This is a genomic window from Sphingobium mellinum (genome assembly GCF_037860795.1).
GTDB classification, from domain to species: Bacteria; Pseudomonadota; Alphaproteobacteria; order Sphingomonadales; family Sphingomonadaceae; genus Sphingobium; species Sphingobium mellinum.
This window is the reverse complement of sequence record NZ_JBANRK010000027.1, coordinates 1-17,032: the sequence shown is the minus strand read 5'-3', so window position 1 is coordinate 17,032 and position 17,032 is coordinate 1. Positions and strand designations below refer to the sequence as shown.

General features: G+C 61.6%; 14 protein-coding genes and 1 tRNA gene. 11 read left to right on the top strand and 4 right to left on the bottom strand.

The genetic code is table 11. From position 1 onward, the window contains the following. The first annotated feature begins 99 nt into the window (after positions 1 to 99). From AAC640_RS17085 to AAC640_RS17070, 4 genes are all read left to right on the top strand, one after another. The gene (locus AAC640_RS17085; protein WP_340268464.1) at positions 100 to 1,101 is read left to right on the top strand and encodes an inorganic phosphate transporter; all 1,002 of its coding nucleotides are present in this window, start codon (positions 100 to 102) and stop codon (positions 1,099 to 1,101) included. Positions 1,102 to 1,493: 392 nt separating this feature from the next. Then, positions 1,494 to 5,657 carry a DNA-directed RNA polymerase subunit beta gene (gene rpoB, locus AAC640_RS17080; RefSeq protein WP_340268462.1) on the top strand — a complete coding sequence of 1,388 codons (4,164 nt, stop codon included), beginning with the start codon at positions 1,494 to 1,496 and terminating at the stop codon, positions 5,655 to 5,657. Between the two features lie 81 nt (positions 5,658 to 5,738). Beyond that, a complete protein-coding gene (gene rpoC / locus AAC640_RS17075; RefSeq protein WP_340268460.1) occupies positions 5,739 to 9,995 on the top strand; it encodes a DNA-directed RNA polymerase subunit beta' in 4,257 nt (1,418 codons plus the stop codon). A 227-nt stretch (positions 9,996 to 10,222) separates the two neighbouring features. Beyond that, positions 10,223 to 10,296 (top strand) — tRNA-Gln (locus AAC640_RS17070). 288 nt (positions 10,297 to 10,584) lie between these two features. Here AAC640_RS17070 and AAC640_RS17065 read toward each other — a convergent pair. Then, entirely contained in the window at positions 10,585 to 10,863 is a 279-nt protein-coding gene (locus AAC640_RS17065; RefSeq protein WP_340268458.1) for a glycine zipper 2TM domain-containing protein, read from the bottom strand. Between the two features lie 294 nt (positions 10,864 to 11,157). Here AAC640_RS17065 and AAC640_RS17060 point away from each other — a divergent pair, with 294 nt between their 5' ends. Both AAC640_RS17060 and AAC640_RS17055 read left to right on the top strand, forming a co-directional pair. Further along, on the top strand, positions 11,158 to 11,508 hold the full coding sequence (locus tag AAC640_RS17060; RefSeq protein ID WP_422795010.1) for a glycine zipper 2TM domain-containing protein: 351 nt from the start codon (positions 11,158 to 11,160) through the stop codon (positions 11,506 to 11,508). Between the two features lie 473 nt (positions 11,509 to 11,981). Next, complete coding sequence (locus tag AAC640_RS17055) at positions 11,982 to 12,317, top strand: hypothetical protein (RefSeq protein ID WP_340268454.1); 336 nt, start codon at positions 11,982 to 11,984, stop codon at positions 12,315 to 12,317. A 135-nt stretch (positions 12,318 to 12,452) separates the two neighbouring features. Here AAC640_RS17055 and AAC640_RS17050 read toward each other — a convergent pair whose 3' ends face one another. Further along, positions 12,453 to 12,854 carry a hypothetical protein gene (locus AAC640_RS17050; protein WP_340268452.1) on the bottom strand — a complete coding sequence of 134 codons (402 nt, stop codon included), beginning with the start codon at positions 12,852 to 12,854 and terminating at the stop codon, positions 12,453 to 12,455. 218 nt (positions 12,855 to 13,072) lie between these two features. Between AAC640_RS17050 and AAC640_RS17045 the strand changes: the two genes are divergently transcribed. The 5 genes from AAC640_RS17045 to AAC640_RS17025 all read left to right on the top strand — a co-directional run bounded on the left by AAC640_RS17045 (position 13,073) and on the right by AAC640_RS17025 (position 15,700). Then, positions 13,073 to 13,636 carry a DUF922 domain-containing protein gene (locus AAC640_RS17045; protein ID WP_340268450.1) on the top strand — a complete coding sequence of 188 codons (564 nt, stop codon included), beginning with the start codon at positions 13,073 to 13,075 and terminating at the stop codon, positions 13,634 to 13,636. 621 nt (positions 13,637 to 14,257) lie between these two features. Further along, positions 14,258 to 14,581 carry a hypothetical protein gene (locus tag AAC640_RS17040; protein ID WP_340268448.1) on the top strand — a complete coding sequence of 108 codons (324 nt, stop codon included), beginning with the start codon at positions 14,258 to 14,260 and terminating at the stop codon, positions 14,579 to 14,581. 240 nt (positions 14,582 to 14,821) lie between these two features. Then, on the top strand, positions 14,822 to 15,031 hold the full coding sequence (locus AAC640_RS17035) for a hypothetical protein (RefSeq protein ID WP_340268446.1): 210 nt from the start codon (positions 14,822 to 14,824) through the stop codon (positions 15,029 to 15,031). A 142-nt stretch (positions 15,032 to 15,173) separates the two neighbouring features. Further along, a complete protein-coding gene (locus tag AAC640_RS17030; RefSeq protein ID WP_340268444.1) occupies positions 15,174 to 15,428 on the top strand; it encodes a hypothetical protein in 255 nt (84 codons plus the stop codon). Between the two features lie 59 nt (positions 15,429 to 15,487). Continuing rightward, a complete protein-coding gene (locus tag AAC640_RS17025; protein ID WP_340268442.1) occupies positions 15,488 to 15,700 on the top strand; it encodes a hypothetical protein in 213 nt (70 codons plus the stop codon). A gap of 72 nt (positions 15,701 to 15,772) precedes the next feature. Here the strand turns inward: AAC640_RS17025 and AAC640_RS17020 are convergent, their stop codons facing one another. Together AAC640_RS17020 and AAC640_RS17015 are read right to left on the bottom strand one after the other, a co-directional pair. Continuing rightward, positions 15,773 to 16,153 carry a hypothetical protein gene (locus tag AAC640_RS17020; RefSeq protein ID WP_340268441.1) on the bottom strand — a complete coding sequence of 127 codons (381 nt, stop codon included), beginning with the start codon at positions 16,151 to 16,153 and terminating at the stop codon, positions 15,773 to 15,775. Between the two features lie 333 nt (positions 16,154 to 16,486). Next, complete coding sequence (locus AAC640_RS17015) at positions 16,487 to 16,993, bottom strand: hypothetical protein (protein ID WP_340268439.1); 507 nt, start codon at positions 16,991 to 16,993, stop codon at positions 16,487 to 16,489. Between the last annotated feature and the right edge of the window lie 39 nt (positions 16,994 to 17,032).

Here is a 17,032-nt window from a genome sequence, read left to right as displayed (position 1 = left end):
AGCGCAGCCGAGGAACGGAACAGGCGCGCATCTGATTTCTCGACTTCGCTCGACACGAACGGATCAGGGAAGTCTGCACAGGACAGAGCCTCACTCGCCATGGAAGCCCACATCGCCTTTCCGCTGCTCGTCGGCCTTGTCGGCATCGCGCTTGCCTTCGATTTCCTGAACGGCCTCCACGATGCCGCCAATTCGATCGCAACGATCGTGTCCACCCGGGTCCTCAAGCCCCAATATGCGGTCGCCTGGGCCGCCTTCTTCAACTTCATCGCCTTCCTGTTCTTTGGCCTGCATGTCGCGGAAACCGTCGGCAAGGGCATCGTCGAAGCGAGCATCATCGACGCGCAGGTCATCTTCGGCGCTTTGATGGGCGCCATCGCCTGGAATCTCATCACCTGGGGGCTCGGCATCCCCTCATCCTCCAGCCATGCGCTGATCGGGGGTCTGCTGGGCGCGGGAACGGCCAAGGCAGGCCTTGGCGCGGTCGTATGGAGCGGCGTGTTCAAGACGAGCGCGGCGATCGTGCTTTCTCCGGCCATCGGCCTTATATTGGCGCTGTTCCTGGTGCTGATCATCAGCTGGATTTTCCGGCGCTTCACCCCGCAGGGCGCGGACCGTGTGTTCCGCAGACTGCAACTCGTCTCTGCCTCGCTCTACTCGCTCGGCCATGGTGGCAATGACGCGCAGAAGACGATGGGCATCATCGCCGTGCTGCTGTTTTCACAGGGCATGCTGAAGGGCGACTTCCACGTGCCCTTCTGGGTCGTGATCGCTTGCCAGAGCGCGATGGGACTGGGCACGCTGCTGGGCGGCTGGAAGATTGTGCATACAATGGGGTCGAAAATCACGCGACTGACTCCGGCACAAGGCTTCTGCGCCGAAACCGGCGGAGCGATCACCCTGTTCATGGCGACCCATCTGGGCGTGCCCGTGTCGACGACGCACACGATCACGGGCGCCATCGTCGGCGTGGGCGCGTCGCGCAGGCTGTCGGCCGTCCGCTGGAACGTGGCGTCGAGCATCGTCGTCGCCTGGGTCGTGACCCTGCCCGCCGCCGCCGCGATCGGCGCTGCCTTCTTCGAACTGACGCGTCTTTTCTGACCACGGCTTGAGCGTCCCTGCTGGTCCTCCCTCGCCGCCCGAAGCGGACGCCTATCATCGATCGCCACATACGGAATTAGGCTGGTGCCTCTTCACAAGGCGAAGCAGCGGGCCTATATGGCTGTTGGAAATCCGGTCCAGCGGCTGCCTTCGGGCAGCGGTCGGGCCGTCCCGCGGATCGCCCGGGGACCTGCTTCGAATAGCGCGCGAAGCCGGCGGGATTGGGCGAAAAACGGCGGGTCAAAAGGTGCTGACAGTGCGGATCGGACAGTCCCGGCCCGCACTTTTTTGCGTGGCGGCAGGGGGCGAATCAGTCTCTTGAACCGATCAGGCCCGGCTGAATTTTCGCTGCGATGCGAAAAAATGCGACGAATCAAAAGGCAGGATACGCAATGGCGACCAAGGCTCTCCCCCCGATCAGCAATACCGGCGCGAAGAAGCGCATCAGAAAGGTATTCGGCGACATCCACGAAGTGGTGCAGATGCCGAACCTGATCGAGGTCCAGCGGGAAAGCTATGAGCAGTTTCTCCGTTCCGACCCGTCGGTCGGCTATGTCTCCGGCCTTGAAAAGACCCTGCGCTCGGTCTTCCCGATCCGCGATTTCGCCGGGACCGCCGAAATGGACTTTGTCCATTACGAGCTGGAAGACCCGAAATATGACGTCGAGGAATGCCGTCAGCGCGGCATCACCTACGCAGCGCCGATGCGCGTCACGCTGCGCCTGATTGTGTTCGAGGTCGACCAGGACACGGAAACCCGTTCCGTGCTCGATATCAAGGAGCAGGACGTGTACATGGGCGACATGCCGCTCATGACGCAGAACGGCACGTTCATCGTCAACGGCACAGAGCGCGTCATCGTGTCGCAGATGCACCGTTCGCCGGGCGTGCTGTTCGACCATGACCGGGGCAAGACCCACTCGTCGGGCAAATATCTCTTCGCCGCGCGCGTCATCCCCTATCGCGGTTCGTGGCTGGACTTCGAATTCGACGCCAAGGACATCGTCAACGTCCGTATCGACCGCAAGCGCAAGCTGCCGGTGACGGCGCTGCTCTATGCGCTTGGCCTCAATGCCGAGGATATCCTTGGCTATTTCTACAACAAGGTGACCTTCGTTCGGGGCGAAGGTGGCTGGCAGATCCCCTACGCCGCCGAAGCCTGGCGCGGCCAGAAGCCGGCCTTCGACATCGTCGACGCGAAGTCTGGCGAAGTTGTCTTCGCCGCCGGCCAGAAGATTTCGCCCCGCGCCGCCAACAAGGCGGAGAAGGACGGCCTCGAAGCCCTGCTGATCCCGACCGAGGAAGTCTATGGCCGCTACAGCGCCTATGACCTCATCAACGAGAGCACCGGCGAAATCTACATCGAGGCGGGCGATGAAGTGTCGCCCGAAAATCTCGAAAAGCTCGACAAAGCCGGCATCGATCGGCTCGAACTGCTCGACATCGACCATGTCACGACCGGTCCGTGGATCCGCAATACGCTCAAGGCCGACAAGGCCGAGGAACGCGATCAGGCGCTGGCCGACATCTATCGCGTGATGCGCCCTGGCGAACCGCCGACGAAGGAAACCGCCGAAGCGCTGTTCGCCGGCCTGTTCTTCGATCCGGAACGCTATGACCTGTCCGCCGTCGGCCGCGTCAAGCTCAACATGCGCCTCGACCTCGATGCCGAGGATACCGTCACCACGCTGCGCACCGATGATATCCTCGCGGTGGTCAAGGAACTGGTGAACCTCAAGGACGGCAAGGGCGAGATCGACGATATCGACAATCTCGGCAACCGTCGCGTCCGCTCGGTCGGCGAGCTGCTGGAAAACCAGTATCGCGTCGGCCTGCTGCGCATGGAGCGCGCGGTCAAGGAACGCATGTCGTCCGTCGACGTGTCGACCGTGATGCCGAACGACCTCATCAACGCCAAGCCCGCCGTGGCGGCCGTGCGCGAGTTCTTCGGCTCCTCGCAGCTCTCGCAGTTCATGGACCAGACCAACCCGCTGTCGGAAGTCACCCATAAGCGCCGCGTGTCGGCGCTCGGGCCGGGTGGTCTGACCCGTGAGCGTGCGGGCTTCGAAGTCCGCGACGTCCACCCCACCCATTATGGCCGTATCTGCCCGATCGAAACGCCGGAAGGCCCGAACATCGGTCTGATCAACTCGCTGGCCACCTTCAGCCGCGTGAACAAGTACGGGTTCATCGAAACGCCTTATCGCAAGGTGATCGACGGCGTGGTGACCAACGACGTCGTCTATCTGTCGGCGATGGAAGAGGCCAAGCACACCATCGCGCAGGCCAACGCCGAGCTGAACCCCGACAACACGCTGGCCGAGGACCTGATCTCGGCGCGTGAAGCGGGCGAATTCCTGATGGCGCCCAAGGACCACATCACCCTGATGGACGTCAGCCCCAAGCAGCTGGTGTCGGTCGCGGCCTCGCTGATCCCGTTCCTTGAGAACGACGACGCCAACCGCGCGCTCATGGGATCGAACATGCAGCGTCAGGCCGTGCCGCTGGTCAATGCCGAGGCGCCGTTCGTCGGCACCGGCATGGAAGGCACGGTTGCGCGGGATTCCGGCGCGGCCATCGCCGCCAAGCGTCCGGGCATCGTCGATCAGGTCGACGCGACCCGTATCGTGATCCGCGCCACCGGCGATATCGAACCCGGCCAGTCGGGCGTCGACATCTACACGTTGCAGAAGTTCCAGCGGTCGAACCAGGACACCTGCATCAACCAGCGTCCGCTGGTGAAGGTGGGCGACCTGATCGAAGGCGGCGACGTGATCGCCGACGGTCCGTCGACCGAGTTCGGCGAGCTGGCGCTGGGCCGGAACACGCTCGTTGCGTTCATGCCCTGGAATGGCTACAACTACGAAGACTCCATCCTGATCTCCGAACGCATCGTGAAGGATGACGTCTTCACCTCGATCCATATCGAGGAGTTCGAGGTCATGGCCCGCGACACCAAGCTGGGGCCGGAAGACATCACTCGCGACATCCCGAACGTCGGCGAGGAAGCGCTGCGCAACCTCGACGAAGCGGGCATCGTCTATATCGGCGCCGAAGTGGAGCCGGGCGACATCCTGGTCGGCAAGATCACCCCCAAGGGTGAATCGCCGATGACCCCGGAAGAAAAGCTGCTCCGCGCGATCTTCGGTGAAAAGGCGAGCGACGTGCGCGACACCTCGCTGCGTCTGCCGCCGGGTGTGGCCGGCACGGTAGTGGAAGTCCGCGTCTTCAACCGTCACGGCATCGACAAGGACGAACGCGCCATGGCGATCGAGCGGGAGGAAATCGACCGTCTCGCCAAGGACCGCGAGGACGAACGCGCCATTCTCAACCGCGCGACCTTCAACCGCCTGCAGGAAATGCTGCTCGGCCAGACGGCGACGGCTGCTCCCAAGGGCGTCAAGAAGGGCGTGGAGATCGACGAAGCCCTGCTGGGCGAAGTCGAACGTCATGAATGGTGGAAGTTCGCGGTCGCGGACGACGTCCGTCAGGCCGGCATCGAAGCCGTCAAGGCGCAGTATGACGAAGCGGTGAAGCTGATCGTCGAGAAGTTCGAAGATCGCGTCGACAAGCTGCAGCGTGGCGACGAGCTGCCGCCGGGCGTGCTCAAGATGGTCAAGGTGTTCGTCGCGGTGAAGCGCAAGCTGCAGCCCGGCGACAAGATGGCCGGCCGTCACGGCAACAAGGGTGTCATTTCGCGCATCCTGCCGATCGAGGACATGCCGTTCCTCGAAGACGGTACCCATGTCGACATCGTGCTGAACCCGCTGGGCGTGCCGTCGCGCATGAACGTCGGGCAGATCTTCGAAACCCATCTGGGCTGGGCTGCCCGTGGCCTTGGCCAGCAGCTCAAGCATGCGCTGGAGGAATGGCGCGAAGCCAATCCGAACGCGCAGGCTGGCGAGATGCCGGAAGCGGTCAAGACGCGTCTGCTGGAAACCTATGGCGAGCAATATGCCGACCAGATCAACGGCCGCACCGCCGAACAGATCGTCGACCTCGCCGAGCATCTCCAGCGCGGCGTGCCGATGGCGACCCCGGTGTTCGACGGTGCCCGCGAAGCCGACGTGTCGGCGATGCTGGAACTGGCGGGCCTGCATTCGTCGGGTCAGTCGGACCTGTATGACGGCCGCACCGGCGACCGGTTCGACCGCAAGGTGACGGTCGGCATCATCTACATGCTGAAGCTGCACCACCTTGTCGACGACAAGATCCACGCACGCTCCATTGGCCCCTACTCGCTTGTTACCCAGCAGCCGCTGGGCGGTAAGGCGCAGTTTGGCGGCCAGCGCTTCGGTGAAATGGAAGTGTGGGCGCTCCAGGCCTATGGCGCCGCCTACACGCTCCAGGAAATGCTGACGGTGAAGTCGGACGACGTGGTCGGCCGCACCAAGGTCTACGAAGCGATCGTCAAGGGCGACGACACGTTCGAGGCCGGCATTCCCGAAAGCTTCAACGTGCTGGTCAAGGAAATGCGCTCGCTGGGCCTCAACGTCGAACTCGCCGCGATGGACGCGGTCGAGGACGACGACGGCTTCGCGCAGGCGGCGGAATAAGGGTGATCGGGCGCCGTCCGTGCGGCGCCCCTCCCCTACTTCGCAGCCCAGAAAATTTTACCCTCTAGAGGGACTGAAAAAATGAACGAACTGACGAACTTCGCCAATCCGGTCCAGAAGCCGGAAACCTTCGACCAGATCCAGATCGGCCTTGCCTCTCCCGAGCGCATCCGCAGCTGGTCCTTCGGCGAGATCAAGAAGCCGGAAACCATCAACTACCGCACGTTCAAGCCTGAGCGTGACGGCCTGTTCTGCGCCCGCATCTTCGGTCCGATCAAGGACTATGAGTGCCTGTGCGGCAAGTATAAGCGCATGAAATACAAGGGCATCGTCTGCGAAAAATGCGGTGTCGAAGTCACGGTGTCGAAGGTCCGCCGCGAACGCATGGGCCATATCGAACTGGCCGCGCCTGTCGCGCACATCTGGTTCCTGAAGTCGCTGCCTTCGCGCATCGGTCTCCTGCTCGACATGCAGCTCAAGCAGCTTGAGCGCGTCCTCTATTTCGAATCCTACATCGTCACCGAACCCGGCCTTACGCCGCTCGAAAAGTTCCAGCTTCTGACCGAAGACGAACTGCTCGACGCGCAGGACGAGTATGGCGAGGACGCCTTCTCCGCCGGCATCGGCGCCGAAGCGGTCAAGCAGATGCTGATGGACCTCGACCTTGAGGGCGAGAAGCAGGCGCTGCTGGACGAGCTGGCCGTCACCAAGTCGGAACTGAAGCCCAAGAAGATCATCAAGCGCCTGAAGGTCGTCGAGAGCTTCCTGGAATCGGGCAACCGTCCGGAGTGGATGATCCTGGACGTCGTGCCGGTCATCCCGCCGGAACTGCGCCCGCTGGTGCCGCTGGACGGCGGCCGCTTCGCGACGTCGGACCTCAATGACCTGTATCGCCGCGTCATCAACCGTAACAACCGCCTCAAGCGCCTGATGGAATTGCGCGCGCCGGACATCATCGTCCGCAACGAAAAGCGCATGTTGCAGGAAGCCGTCGACGCGCTGTTCGACAATGGCCGTCGCGGTCGCGTCATCACCGGTGCCAACAAGCGTCCGCTCAAGTCGCTGTCCGACATGCTCAAGGGCAAGCAGGGCCGCTTCCGCCAGAACCTGCTCGGCAAGCGCGTCGACTATTCGGGTCGTTCGGTCATCGTGACCGGTCCGGAATTGAAGCTGCACCAGTGCGGGCTCCCGAAGAAGATGGCGCTCGAACTGTTCAAGCCCTTCATCTACGCCCGCCTCGACGCCAAGGGTCTGTCCATGACCCTCAAGCAGGCCAAGAAGTGGGTCGAGAAGGAGCGCAAGGAAGTCTGGGACATCCTGGACGAGGTGATCCGCGAGCATCCGGTGATGCTCAACCGCGCGCCGACGCTCCACCGTCTGGGCATCCAGGCGTTCGAGCCCGTGCTGATCGAGGGCAAGGCGATCCAGCTGCACCCGCTCGTCTGCTCGGCCTTCAACGCCGACTTCGACGGTGACCAGATGGCCGTGCACGTCCCGCTGAGCCTTGAGGCCCAGCTGGAAGCGCGCGTGCTGATGATGTCGACCAACAACATCCTCTCGCCCGCGAACGGCAAGCCGATCATCGTTCCGTCGCAGGACATGGTCCTGGGCATCTATTATCTGTCCATGGAGCGCGAAGGCGAGCCGGGCGAAGGCATGCTGCTGGCCGACATGCAGGAGGTCCACCAGGCCCTCTTCGCCAAGGCGGTGACGCTGCATTCGAAGATCACCAGCCGCGTGCCGCAGACCGACGAGGCCGGCAATCAGTACATGAAGCGGTTCGAGACCACGCCGGGCCGCATGCTGCTCGGCGAATGTCTGCCCAAGAGCCACAAGGTGCCCTTCGACGTCGTCAACCGCCTTCTCACCAAGAAGGAAATCGGTGACGTCATCGACCAGGTCTATCGCCACACCGGCCAGAAGGACACCGTGCTGTTCGCCGACGCCATCATGGCGCTGGGCTTCCGCCACGCGTTCCAGGCCGGCATCTCGTTCGGCAAGGACGACATGGTGATCCCGGATTCGAAGGAAGGCACCGTGGCGGAAACCAAGGCGCTGGTGGCCGACTATGAGCAGCAATATCAGGACGGCCTGATCACCCAGCAGGAAAAGTACAACAAGGTGATCGACGCCTGGAGCCGTTGCGGCGACGTGGTGGCGAACGCCATGATGGACGAAATCCGCGCCCAGCCCAAGGACCCCAAGACCGGCCGTCTGGCGCCGATCAACTCGATCTACATGATGGCGCACTCCGGTGCCCGTGGTTCGCAGGCCCAGATGAAGCAGCTGGCCGGCATGCGCGGCCTGATGGCCAAGCCTTCGGGCGAGATCATCGAAACGCCGATCATCTCGAACTTCAAGGAAGGCCTGACCGTCCTTGAATATTTCAACTCCACCCACGGCGCCCGCAAGGGTCTGGCCGACACTGCGCTCAAGACGGCGAACTCGGGTTACCTAACTCGCCGTCTGGTCGACGTGTCGCAAGACTGCACCGTCGTCGAGGAGGATTGCGGCACCGACAAGGCGCTGGAGATGAAGGCCATCGTCCAGGGCGGCTCGGTCATCGCGTCGCTCGGCGAGCGCATCCTGGGCCGCACCACGGCGCAGGACATCGTCGACAGCAAGGACGGATCGGTCATCGTGCCGATCGGCACGCTGCTGGACGAAGCGCTGGTGGCGCAGATCGAGGCCATCGGCACCCAGTCGGTCAAGATCCGCTCGCCGCTGATCTGCGAAAGCAAGATGGGCGTGTGCGGCAAATGCTACGGCCGCGACCTCGCACGCGGTACGCCGGTCAACATCGGCGAAGCGGTCGGCGTCATCGCGGCGCAGTCCATCGGTGAACCGGGCACGCAGCTCACCATGCGTACCTTCCACATCGGCGGCGCGGCGAACTTCAATGAAACGTCGAACCTGGAAGCCATGTCGGACGGCACGATCGAGCTGCGCGACATGCCGACCATCACCGACAAGAATGGCCGTCGCCTCAGCCTCGCCCGCAATGGCGAGATCGCGATCATCGACTCTGAAGGTCGCGAGCGCGAAACGCACCGCCTGCCCTACGGCGCCACCATCCTGTTCGCGGATGGCGATGCCGTGAAGAAGGGTGAGCGCTTCGCCGAGTGGGATCCGTTCACCATGCCCGTGATTACGGAAAAGCCGGGCATCGTGAAGTATCAGGATCTGATCGACGGCAAGACGCTGACCGAGCAGACCGACGAGGCAACCGGTATCGCCCAGCGCGTCGTTACGGAACATCGCGGATCCGCTCGTACGAAGGAGGATCTGCGTCCGCGTCTGACCCTGCTGGACGACAATTCGGGTGAAGCCGCGCGCTATATGCTCGCGGTAGGCGCCACCTTGTCGGTCGACGACGGGGCGCAGGTTCAGGCCGGCGACGTGCTGGCGCGTGTCAGCCGCGAAGCGGCCAAGACCCGCGACATCACCGGCGGTCTGCCGCGCGTCGCCGAGTTGTTCGAAGCCCGCAAGCCCAAGGACAATGCGATCATCGCCAAGGTGTCGGGCCGCGTCCAGTTCCTCAAGGACTACAAGGCGAAGCGCAAGATCGCCATCAACCCCGAGGATGGCGGCGAGCCGGTCGAATATCTGATCCCCAAGAGCAAGGTGATCGACGTTCAGGAAGGCGACTTCGTGAAGCGCGGCGACAACCTGATCGGCGGTTCTCCCGACCCGCACGACATTCTGGAAGTGCTCGGCATCGAGCCGCTGGCCGAATATCTGGTCGCGGAAATCCAGGAAGTCTATCGCCTGCAGGGCGTGAAGATCAACGACAAGCACATCGAAACGATTGTCCGCCAGATGCTGCAGAAGGTCGAGATCATCGAATCCGGCGACACCACTTTGCTGGTGGGCGAGCAGGTCGACCGCGAGGAAATGGACGAGATCAACAGCAAGCTGCAGCCGGGCTTCGCGCCGGCCGCCGGCAAACCGGTGCTGCTCGGCATCACCAAGGCCTCGCTGCAGACCCGTTCCTTCATCTCGGCGGCCTCCTTCCAGGAAACCACTCGCGTCCTCACGGAAGCAGCGGTCCAGGGTAAGAAGGACACGCTGGTTGGCCTCAAGGAAAACGTCATTGTCGGCCGCCTCATCCCGGCGGGCACAGGCGCGGGCATGAACCGCATGCGCGTTGCCGCCTCGTCGCGGGACGCGGCGATGCGGGCCGCGCTGCGGGCCTCCAGCCAGGTCGACCTGATCGCACCCAGAACGGCGGCCGAAGAACATGCCGCCGAGCTGCGCCAGGGGCCGGAAGCGGCGATCGGCGACGATCCGCTGGCCATCGTTCAGGGTGAGGACTTCACCACCGAGGACATGGATTGATCGCCTTGCGATAGAGGGGGCCGCTTCCCATCCCGGAAGCGGATCCCAGGCCATCCAACCCCTCTGGGATCATGAAAGGGCCCGCCGGACGCATCACCATGCGGCCGGCGGGCTTTTCTTGCCGGGATCAACAGCGTCCGCGCGGCACGAAAGCCCGGTCCAAACCTCTTGACCTGCGAGTTGAGCCGGCCTATTTGCGCGCTTCCAAAGCGGCTCACGCCCCTTGGTGCCCGATCGTCTAAAGGTAAGACTACGGACTCTGACTCCGTCAATTGAGGTTCGAATCCTCATCGGGCATCCAACCTTTCCAATAAAACCAGCAGCTTCATGGCACCAAGCCCCTCCCCTGCTGGCGATTTCATGTTGCAATGGAAACCCGCGCAATTCCGCGATTTTTTAGCGTCTCAGTCGGCTCGATGGCACAGGGAAAGGGACCGGACGGAAGGACCAATAGCCGATCGATGGCGTGATTCGGAGCGCCCATAAGCGGCCGCAGCCCCGGAACTTCATGGGGAGCGATCGGTGCGAACCCCCGCTTTCGAAATGGATTATATCAGCCCGGGCTGGCGCACATTGTACGCAGCCGAATTCAACGGCAGCGCTTCCGCCTGTTATGGGCCAGTTCGTGCCCAGCTACACCACCTGCCGCCGCGCCGACCAATGTGCCACCGGTGCCACCCAGAACCGCGTTGCCCAATAGGCCCCCGCCGACAGCACCCGCTACGGCTCCGGTAGTCTTGTTGAAGCGCAGGCAGTGTCCATGTCCCGGATCACGATAGTGATGGCGCCTCGCCTCTACCGGGCTGGCGAGACCGAGACCCGCAATTGTGATGATGGCCGCAGCGACAGCCAGAGGCGATTTCTTCATGACAGATCCTTTGTCATACAGGCATCCCGGTGCTGCATATTGATGAACATCCCCTTGTATTCCTTTTCGCCGATCCGTTCCAGTTATGTCTGAATCGCTGGTCTGGCCCCCCTTCGCCAGCGTCGGCTCAATCCCTTGGCCGAGCGGGGCGCCGGTCGCGCACCCACCCCCTGCATTTCCGCAGCCATCCACCTGAACGCCAGCTAAACCGACCATTCAGGGAACAGCCAAGCGGAGCCAGTCATAGCCCCATGACAACATAGGGAGATTGTTATGGGGATCAGGAAATGCACTTTGGCGCTGAGCCTGGCAGCTACGCTGTGCGGCGCCCTGCCCTCTGTCGCACTGGCGCACGACAACGGCAGGCATCGCGGCTGGTACAAGCACCACCGCGATTATGACGGCGACCGCTATGATCGGCGCAGCGCATATGATGACGGCCGCTATTACCGGGATGACCGTCCCCGCTATGTGCGTCGGGACTGCAGGACCAGCGGAACGACAGGCGCGATCCTTGGCGCGGGTGCAGGTGCTCTGCTTGGCCGCGCGGTGGACACGCGAGGCGATCGCTTGCCCGGCACGATTATCGGCGCAGGCGCCGGTGCGCTGATCGGTAAGGATATTGGCAGCAAGAGCCGCTGCTGATGCTCCCGCAGGGTCATGCGGGCAGAGGACAGCCGACTTAGCGTCAGCGTTCGCTCGTACAGGTTCGCATCTCGAACCGCGATATCGTTCAATGTCGCTGGTCTTTGCCGCCCCCTGCTCCCTTCCGTTCGCCGGGCATGTTCAGGCGTCAACGAAGCGAGCAGACTAAGAGGCGCATCATGGGCCGGCGCAACTATGACCATGTGAGGGGCGTTGGGACGACGGGGAATGCCGACCTTCCCGGAGGTAAATCATGAATAAGATCATGCCGCTCGTCCTGGCTGCCGCTGTTACCGCGATGCCTGTCGCTGCGAAATTACCAAAGGCGAAGGTTTCCGAGGCCAAAGACGCCAGGGCGACAAACGCGAAATAACCCTATTATAGCGGGCAGTGGATATGTTTGTGGGTGACGGAGCAAACGACCCCCAATTTCGTTTCTCCCTCGTTCCCAATCTCGGGAAAGGAGAAAGCCCATGAAAGCCCTCAGATCAACCGCCGCCGCGTTGTTAGCTGGGGCGCTGGCGTTGGCCGTCCCAGCCAGCGCGCAGATGTCGCCCGACCGACACGACCAAATGTCAAACCCTCGTGACATGCCGAATCCCGATCGGTCCACCGCCGAACGTCGTAATGATCGGAACGATATGATGCGCGGCGACCACCAGGATGCGATGGCGCGGTCCGATCACATGCAAATGCGCGATCAGGATCATCGATATGCCAACAATGATCGCCGTTGGGGCGGCCACCATCGTCATTGCCGCACGGAATGGCGTCACCATCACAAAGTGCAACGCTGCTGGAGGGGATAAGGCCCGGATTTAGAAAGCTTGCTGGGGGCACCCAAAGGGTTGCCCCCAACTGCACGCGCCAAGCACCGCTAGCCGTTCTCGCAGCGACCGCCCTTGTTGGACAGGGCCAAACAGTCGAGATGGGGAATGGTCAGGCTAGCGGGGGCAATCCTTCACGCAACTGGCATCCGCCGCCGCGGTGAACCCACCAGTCGCGCTAATGGAAGCTCCGTTATCCAGTCTGTAGACAGGCGCATTCGTCCCCTTGAACGGATCGCCGGATTCTTTGATATCGGCAACAGCATGAGCAGCGCGGGGTCTTGCCGTCCGGTAAGCCGACCTGTGCGACACGGCTCTGGCGCTCGGCGCCCTCAACGCATGTCCCGCATTATCGAAGCTTCTCGAAATGGCTGCCCCCAACGAGCCTGCGCCAGCTTGCGCATGTGCTGCACCGCCCAGAATGACGGCCGTTTCGGCCGCATCCTGTGCTGCGGCTTCGCGAAATACCCCGACCGAAAGCATCATTGTCAGGGCTGCCAGGATTGCGCGGATTGCCATGTCATTCCCCCTCGCGGTCTGCATGACGGGAAGCTTGCTGTTTACCATAGGTGTACGGGCCGGGACAACTCGGAACCATTTAGGTGACGTTCGACATATATGGCTACCTGTTCGACCGCGCGGACCAGGACAATGCGATAGATGCAACGATCGAATACGAAATCTTAAGCCGGCCACATGAAGTGACATGACTAGAGCAACCAGCACCCTGGCACCCCATGAAACGAGTTCTCGCGGCTAAGGTCGCCATCCTGACGATCCTTCCCATCCCCAACGCGGCTGCCCAACAGCCCACGGCATTCTCCGGCTTACCGAATGTCAGCATTGAGTATTACGATGTGGAAGGCTTCACGACGGAAGCGATAAACGCATCACTTCAAGCACATGCGCTGACGATGCCAACCGGAGAAAAAGCATATGGTGGCACTCAGTACGCGTTCAATTATACGTTTCGCCGCTCGCTCGCCAAGCCATGCAAGGTTGACGCCAGTGTGGTATTCCGGGCACGGGTCATCCTTCCCCGGCTGGTCAATCCAACCTCCGTTCCAGAGGGCATTCTGAAACGCTGGCAGAGCTTCATGACAGGTCTGGAAACACATGAGGCGGGGCACGCACGCATCGCTTTCGATCAATCCTCGCAGATTGCAGCCGCGATCATGACCGCCGGGTGCGGCAATGAGCGTACAAGCGCTGAGGCGGCCATCATGGAAATCGGACCCCTGCAGCAAGCCTATGATGCTCGGACCCGGCACGGCATTACGCAAGGCGCGGAACTACGCTGATCCCCGAACCGGGTGCGGCTGGGGCCTGCCTCCTATTGTCACGATGAAGGCGCGCCTTCCTGACGCGCGATCTTCCTGCCTTATCTGCTCAAGCCGTCGGCGAATGTGACGACGACGACTGAACGCGCCGAATGCCCGTCTGACCAAGCTCATTACGACCCTCTCCTCTTATGGGCGGGAATGTAGCGCGGCAGGGACCCGCGACAATATGTCGTTCGGCATGTGAAATGCGTTGGATGACGCGTGATCGAACAGCACCCGGCGCGTCGCGTGAACAGCAACAATGGGCCGTATTCTACCGGAAAGATCGCCCCGGAGGCGCCTATCCTTCGCTATAATCCCGATGGGCCGATGCGGGGCTATCGGGGGTATATCGCGACCATCGGTGCGCGCACGCGTTCGGTGCTTGCAGGTTACACCTGTATTGCGACCCAACTGCCCCGTCCTCGTTCCGAAGGCGGGGCTTTTTTGATCCGCAGCCCAGACCGATCCGGAACCCCGGCGCCCGGATAGCCCAAACTTGCGCTCTTTCCCGATCGACGCCACTCGTCGCAAATCGATTGCCTTGCGCGCAACCGCAGACGAAGAGGACGCACCAGGGCTTGGTGGGTGGAGGGGTTCATGAAATTCGGTCTGTTCGTTTGCGCGGCTGTCATGGCCGCCGCGCTTCTGCCCGCGGTCGCGCACGCCGACGATCCCAATGATCCCAGCATGCGGAGCGCTGCAGCCCGCGCCCGGGATCGCGCGACGATCAAGCGGATGAACCAGCAGCAGCTGGCCTATGTCCGCCAGCGTGACGCCAGGATGATGGAAAATTATCATAGCGCGAACGGCGACCGCGAAGGCTATCAAGACGCCCGGGCCGACTATGCCCGCAGGATGGCGGCATGGCGCCGCGCCGTCGCCGCCTGCAATGCGGGGCGCTGGGAATATTGCGACGACTGACAGGCCAAGGCCTTGGCAGCGTAATCCTGTGACTACCGAGCGGCTTTTCGCTTGAAGCCAGGCAGGCAATTATCCGCAGCGGCCGCGCGATTGACACCGACGGATCGCGATCATGGGCGGACAGAAGCGAGTACTCCCTCGTTCCCGGCGACGGCGGGAGGAACAGATGCCTTCTATCATAGTCTTGCTGATGTAAGATCGTGCGCGTCGCCAGGGACGTGAACTGGCAAGGCAGTCGCTATGAGCAGCATCACGAAGCAAGAATTCTGTCGACGGTTCAAGGCCAGGGTGATCGCGATCAATGGCGAAACATTTGCCGATGGCCGCAATGTCGCGGACTACGCCGACGATGCGGTTTGGCGGTATTGGGACACTGATTGGCAACGGGATCAAGGCCCGGAGGCCTGCGCGGATGCCGACAAGGAGGAGCGGGAAGAAGAGGACGAATGAGTAAGATTGAATCCTGATGAGCGCCGGACGGCGTTAGGTAGCCCCGATCAAGCGTGGTATACTGGCCCATCGCGGCTCCGACTCTGTGCGGGCATGCCGTGACTGAGAGACAATCGCGCTCCCGCTCGACGAGGAGAGTGACATGTCCAGTTCACCAAACATACCGTTCCCATTACCACTTCGGCAGACTGTTCTGCATGAGAGAGCCGAGCGGCAGGGGCTTGCGCTGGGTGCTTCACGGGAACGCGCGTTCCGCGCCCTGTCGCAACAGACCGAACGCAATCTGCAAACCGCCATGGACCGTTGGGAGAACGAAGGCGGCACTGCCACCGGCGTTCCGCTAGCGCCGAAGCTCGCCATTTCGACGGAAAGCCTGCAACTTCCAGTTTTCCGCTGATCTATTTCGCGATGACATGTTGGGACGTTCTCGACGCCAAAAATAATATGGAGAGCGTAATGGACCCCACCCAGAGTCATTTGGATCTTGCAGCGGTGATCATCAAAGCTCAGTCACGGCTGCATCTAGCTCCGAACAGCACACAGATGAAATTAAAAAATCTTGAGATTTTGCTAACCACTGCACGAGATCAGATGGCTTGCGGTGATCTTTTGACCCGCACTGACATACATCATCTCAATAAGGCCTTTGATGAACTGGCAGCACGCTGATGGCGCCTACCGCTCCAGATGCCGGGACTAAACAGCTAACAGGGTCTCCCGCCGTTTAGCGGCCCAACGGACCTATTCCTCACCGGCCCAGTTATCAGCATCTTTAATATTCTGTCCCTGAAGCTGCGCCGTCAGTCCAGCTCGCAATTCACGCTCATCGGGGCTCCACCGGGCCGCCTCGTCCTCCTCCATGCTTTCGACGCGGAAAGTCTCAGCAAGAAAGGCAATGGTCGGAAGGTCCAAAGGATCAAATTGTCCCGAGAGCTTCCTGCGAGCCTTAGCCACGTTCGCCTCATAGGCGCTCGCCGCGTCCTCCCACCGGCCCATCCACGACTTGTCGGCCTCGTGCCCGATAGGCGTTTTAAGCTCGCGGCCAAGCACGCCCTGCATATCAGAGGGATAGATTCGGCGGAAGGTGAGCTTCCCAGTGGGACGCCTCAGAATATATTTCACGACCAAGCCCATAAGCCGCTTTGTACCTCCGCATCGTACCTCGGAGGCGACTAAAAGCCCATAAATCGTGGATTTTTTCGGAAAATCAAAGCCTTGTTAGGCGATGGTGCGCTTACGATCCTCGAATAGTGCCTTGATTGACCTGATTTCTCGTATCTTTGAAAAGTCAAGTTGACTGATACCCCCTCACCTACCCCCGGACCTTTTTGGAGATTTTCGGCGGGTGTTCGAGTCACCATTCCTAGTGAAGCCTCCGTTGATTGACACCTGAACCACAGAGAACTTGTCCAACCTGGCCGACACTGAAAGACGTAAATGGCCGACAGCAGTCCGTCAGCTTTTGATCTCTGGTACGACTTTCTCACGCCGCTGTACGAGCAACACGGCTTCGTAAGGCGAAGACCAGTTATCAGTATTTTTGGCGAACAGGACACAGCTCGCGGCATCGTCGCGCTCCAGCGCTTCCGCCGCGAAATGCTCCATATGCGCGCGCCGCAGGTTGGAATGCGCCGCCTGATGGACATAGAAGCCCACCGTTGCCTTGCGATTTAGCGGCGGCACGATCTCCATGAAGCAATCATGGCCCGGTTTCGCTTTCTTGCGGGTGACCGACTTCCTGAGCCTGTTCAGTCCGCGCTCGACCTTCGGCTGCTCCTCGGGGCTCGTGGAGCTGAGAACGAAAATGCCCATAGTGGTCCATCCGTCAGGCTTCGTCCGCGCCAGTTTGTCGATGATCTCTTTGTAACTTCGGTGGATCGTCGGGGCGGGTTTCTTCAGCTCCATGCCGGCGTCGCGGGCGTTGTAATACCAACCTGCATTGATCACGACCCACGCGCCCATTTGCGGCGTCCTATGGTCATGATGCGCCACGGCTGATCG

Excerpts from the sequence above, each read along its gene's own strand:
- AAC640_RS17085 (WP_340268464.1), top strand. The coding sequence starts at position 100 with ATGGAAGCCCACATCGCCTTTCCGCTGCTCGTCGGCCTTGTCGGCATC.
- rpoB (WP_340268462.1), top strand. The coding sequence starts at position 1,494 with ATGGCGACCAAGGCTCTCCCCCCGATCAGCAATACCGGCGCGAAGAAG.
- rpoC (WP_340268460.1), top strand. The coding sequence starts at position 5,739 with ATGAACGAACTGACGAACTTCGCCAATCCGGTCCAGAAGCCGGAAACC.
- AAC640_RS17065 (WP_340268458.1), bottom strand. The coding sequence starts at position 10,863 with ATGAAGAAATCGCCTCTGGCTGTCGCTGCGGCCATCATCACAATTGCG.
- AAC640_RS17055 (WP_340268454.1), top strand. The coding sequence starts at position 11,982 with ATGAAAGCCCTCAGATCAACCGCCGCCGCGTTGTTAGCTGGGGCGCTG.
- AAC640_RS17050 (WP_340268452.1), bottom strand. The coding sequence starts at position 12,854 with ATGGCAATCCGCGCAATCCTGGCAGCCCTGACAATGATGCTTTCGGTC.
- AAC640_RS17045 (WP_340268450.1), top strand. The coding sequence starts at position 13,073 with ATGAAACGAGTTCTCGCGGCTAAGGTCGCCATCCTGACGATCCTTCCC.
- AAC640_RS17040 (WP_340268448.1), top strand. The coding sequence starts at position 14,258 with ATGAAATTCGGTCTGTTCGTTTGCGCGGCTGTCATGGCCGCCGCGCTT.
- AAC640_RS17035 (WP_340268446.1), top strand. The coding sequence starts at position 14,822 with ATGAGCAGCATCACGAAGCAAGAATTCTGTCGACGGTTCAAGGCCAGG.
- AAC640_RS17030 (WP_340268444.1), top strand. The coding sequence starts at position 15,174 with ATGTCCAGTTCACCAAACATACCGTTCCCATTACCACTTCGGCAGACT.
- AAC640_RS17025 (WP_340268442.1), top strand. The coding sequence starts at position 15,488 with ATGGACCCCACCCAGAGTCATTTGGATCTTGCAGCGGTGATCATCAAA.
- AAC640_RS17015 (WP_340268439.1), bottom strand. The coding sequence starts at position 16,993 with ATGGGCGCGTGGGTCGTGATCAATGCAGGTTGGTATTACAACGCCCGC.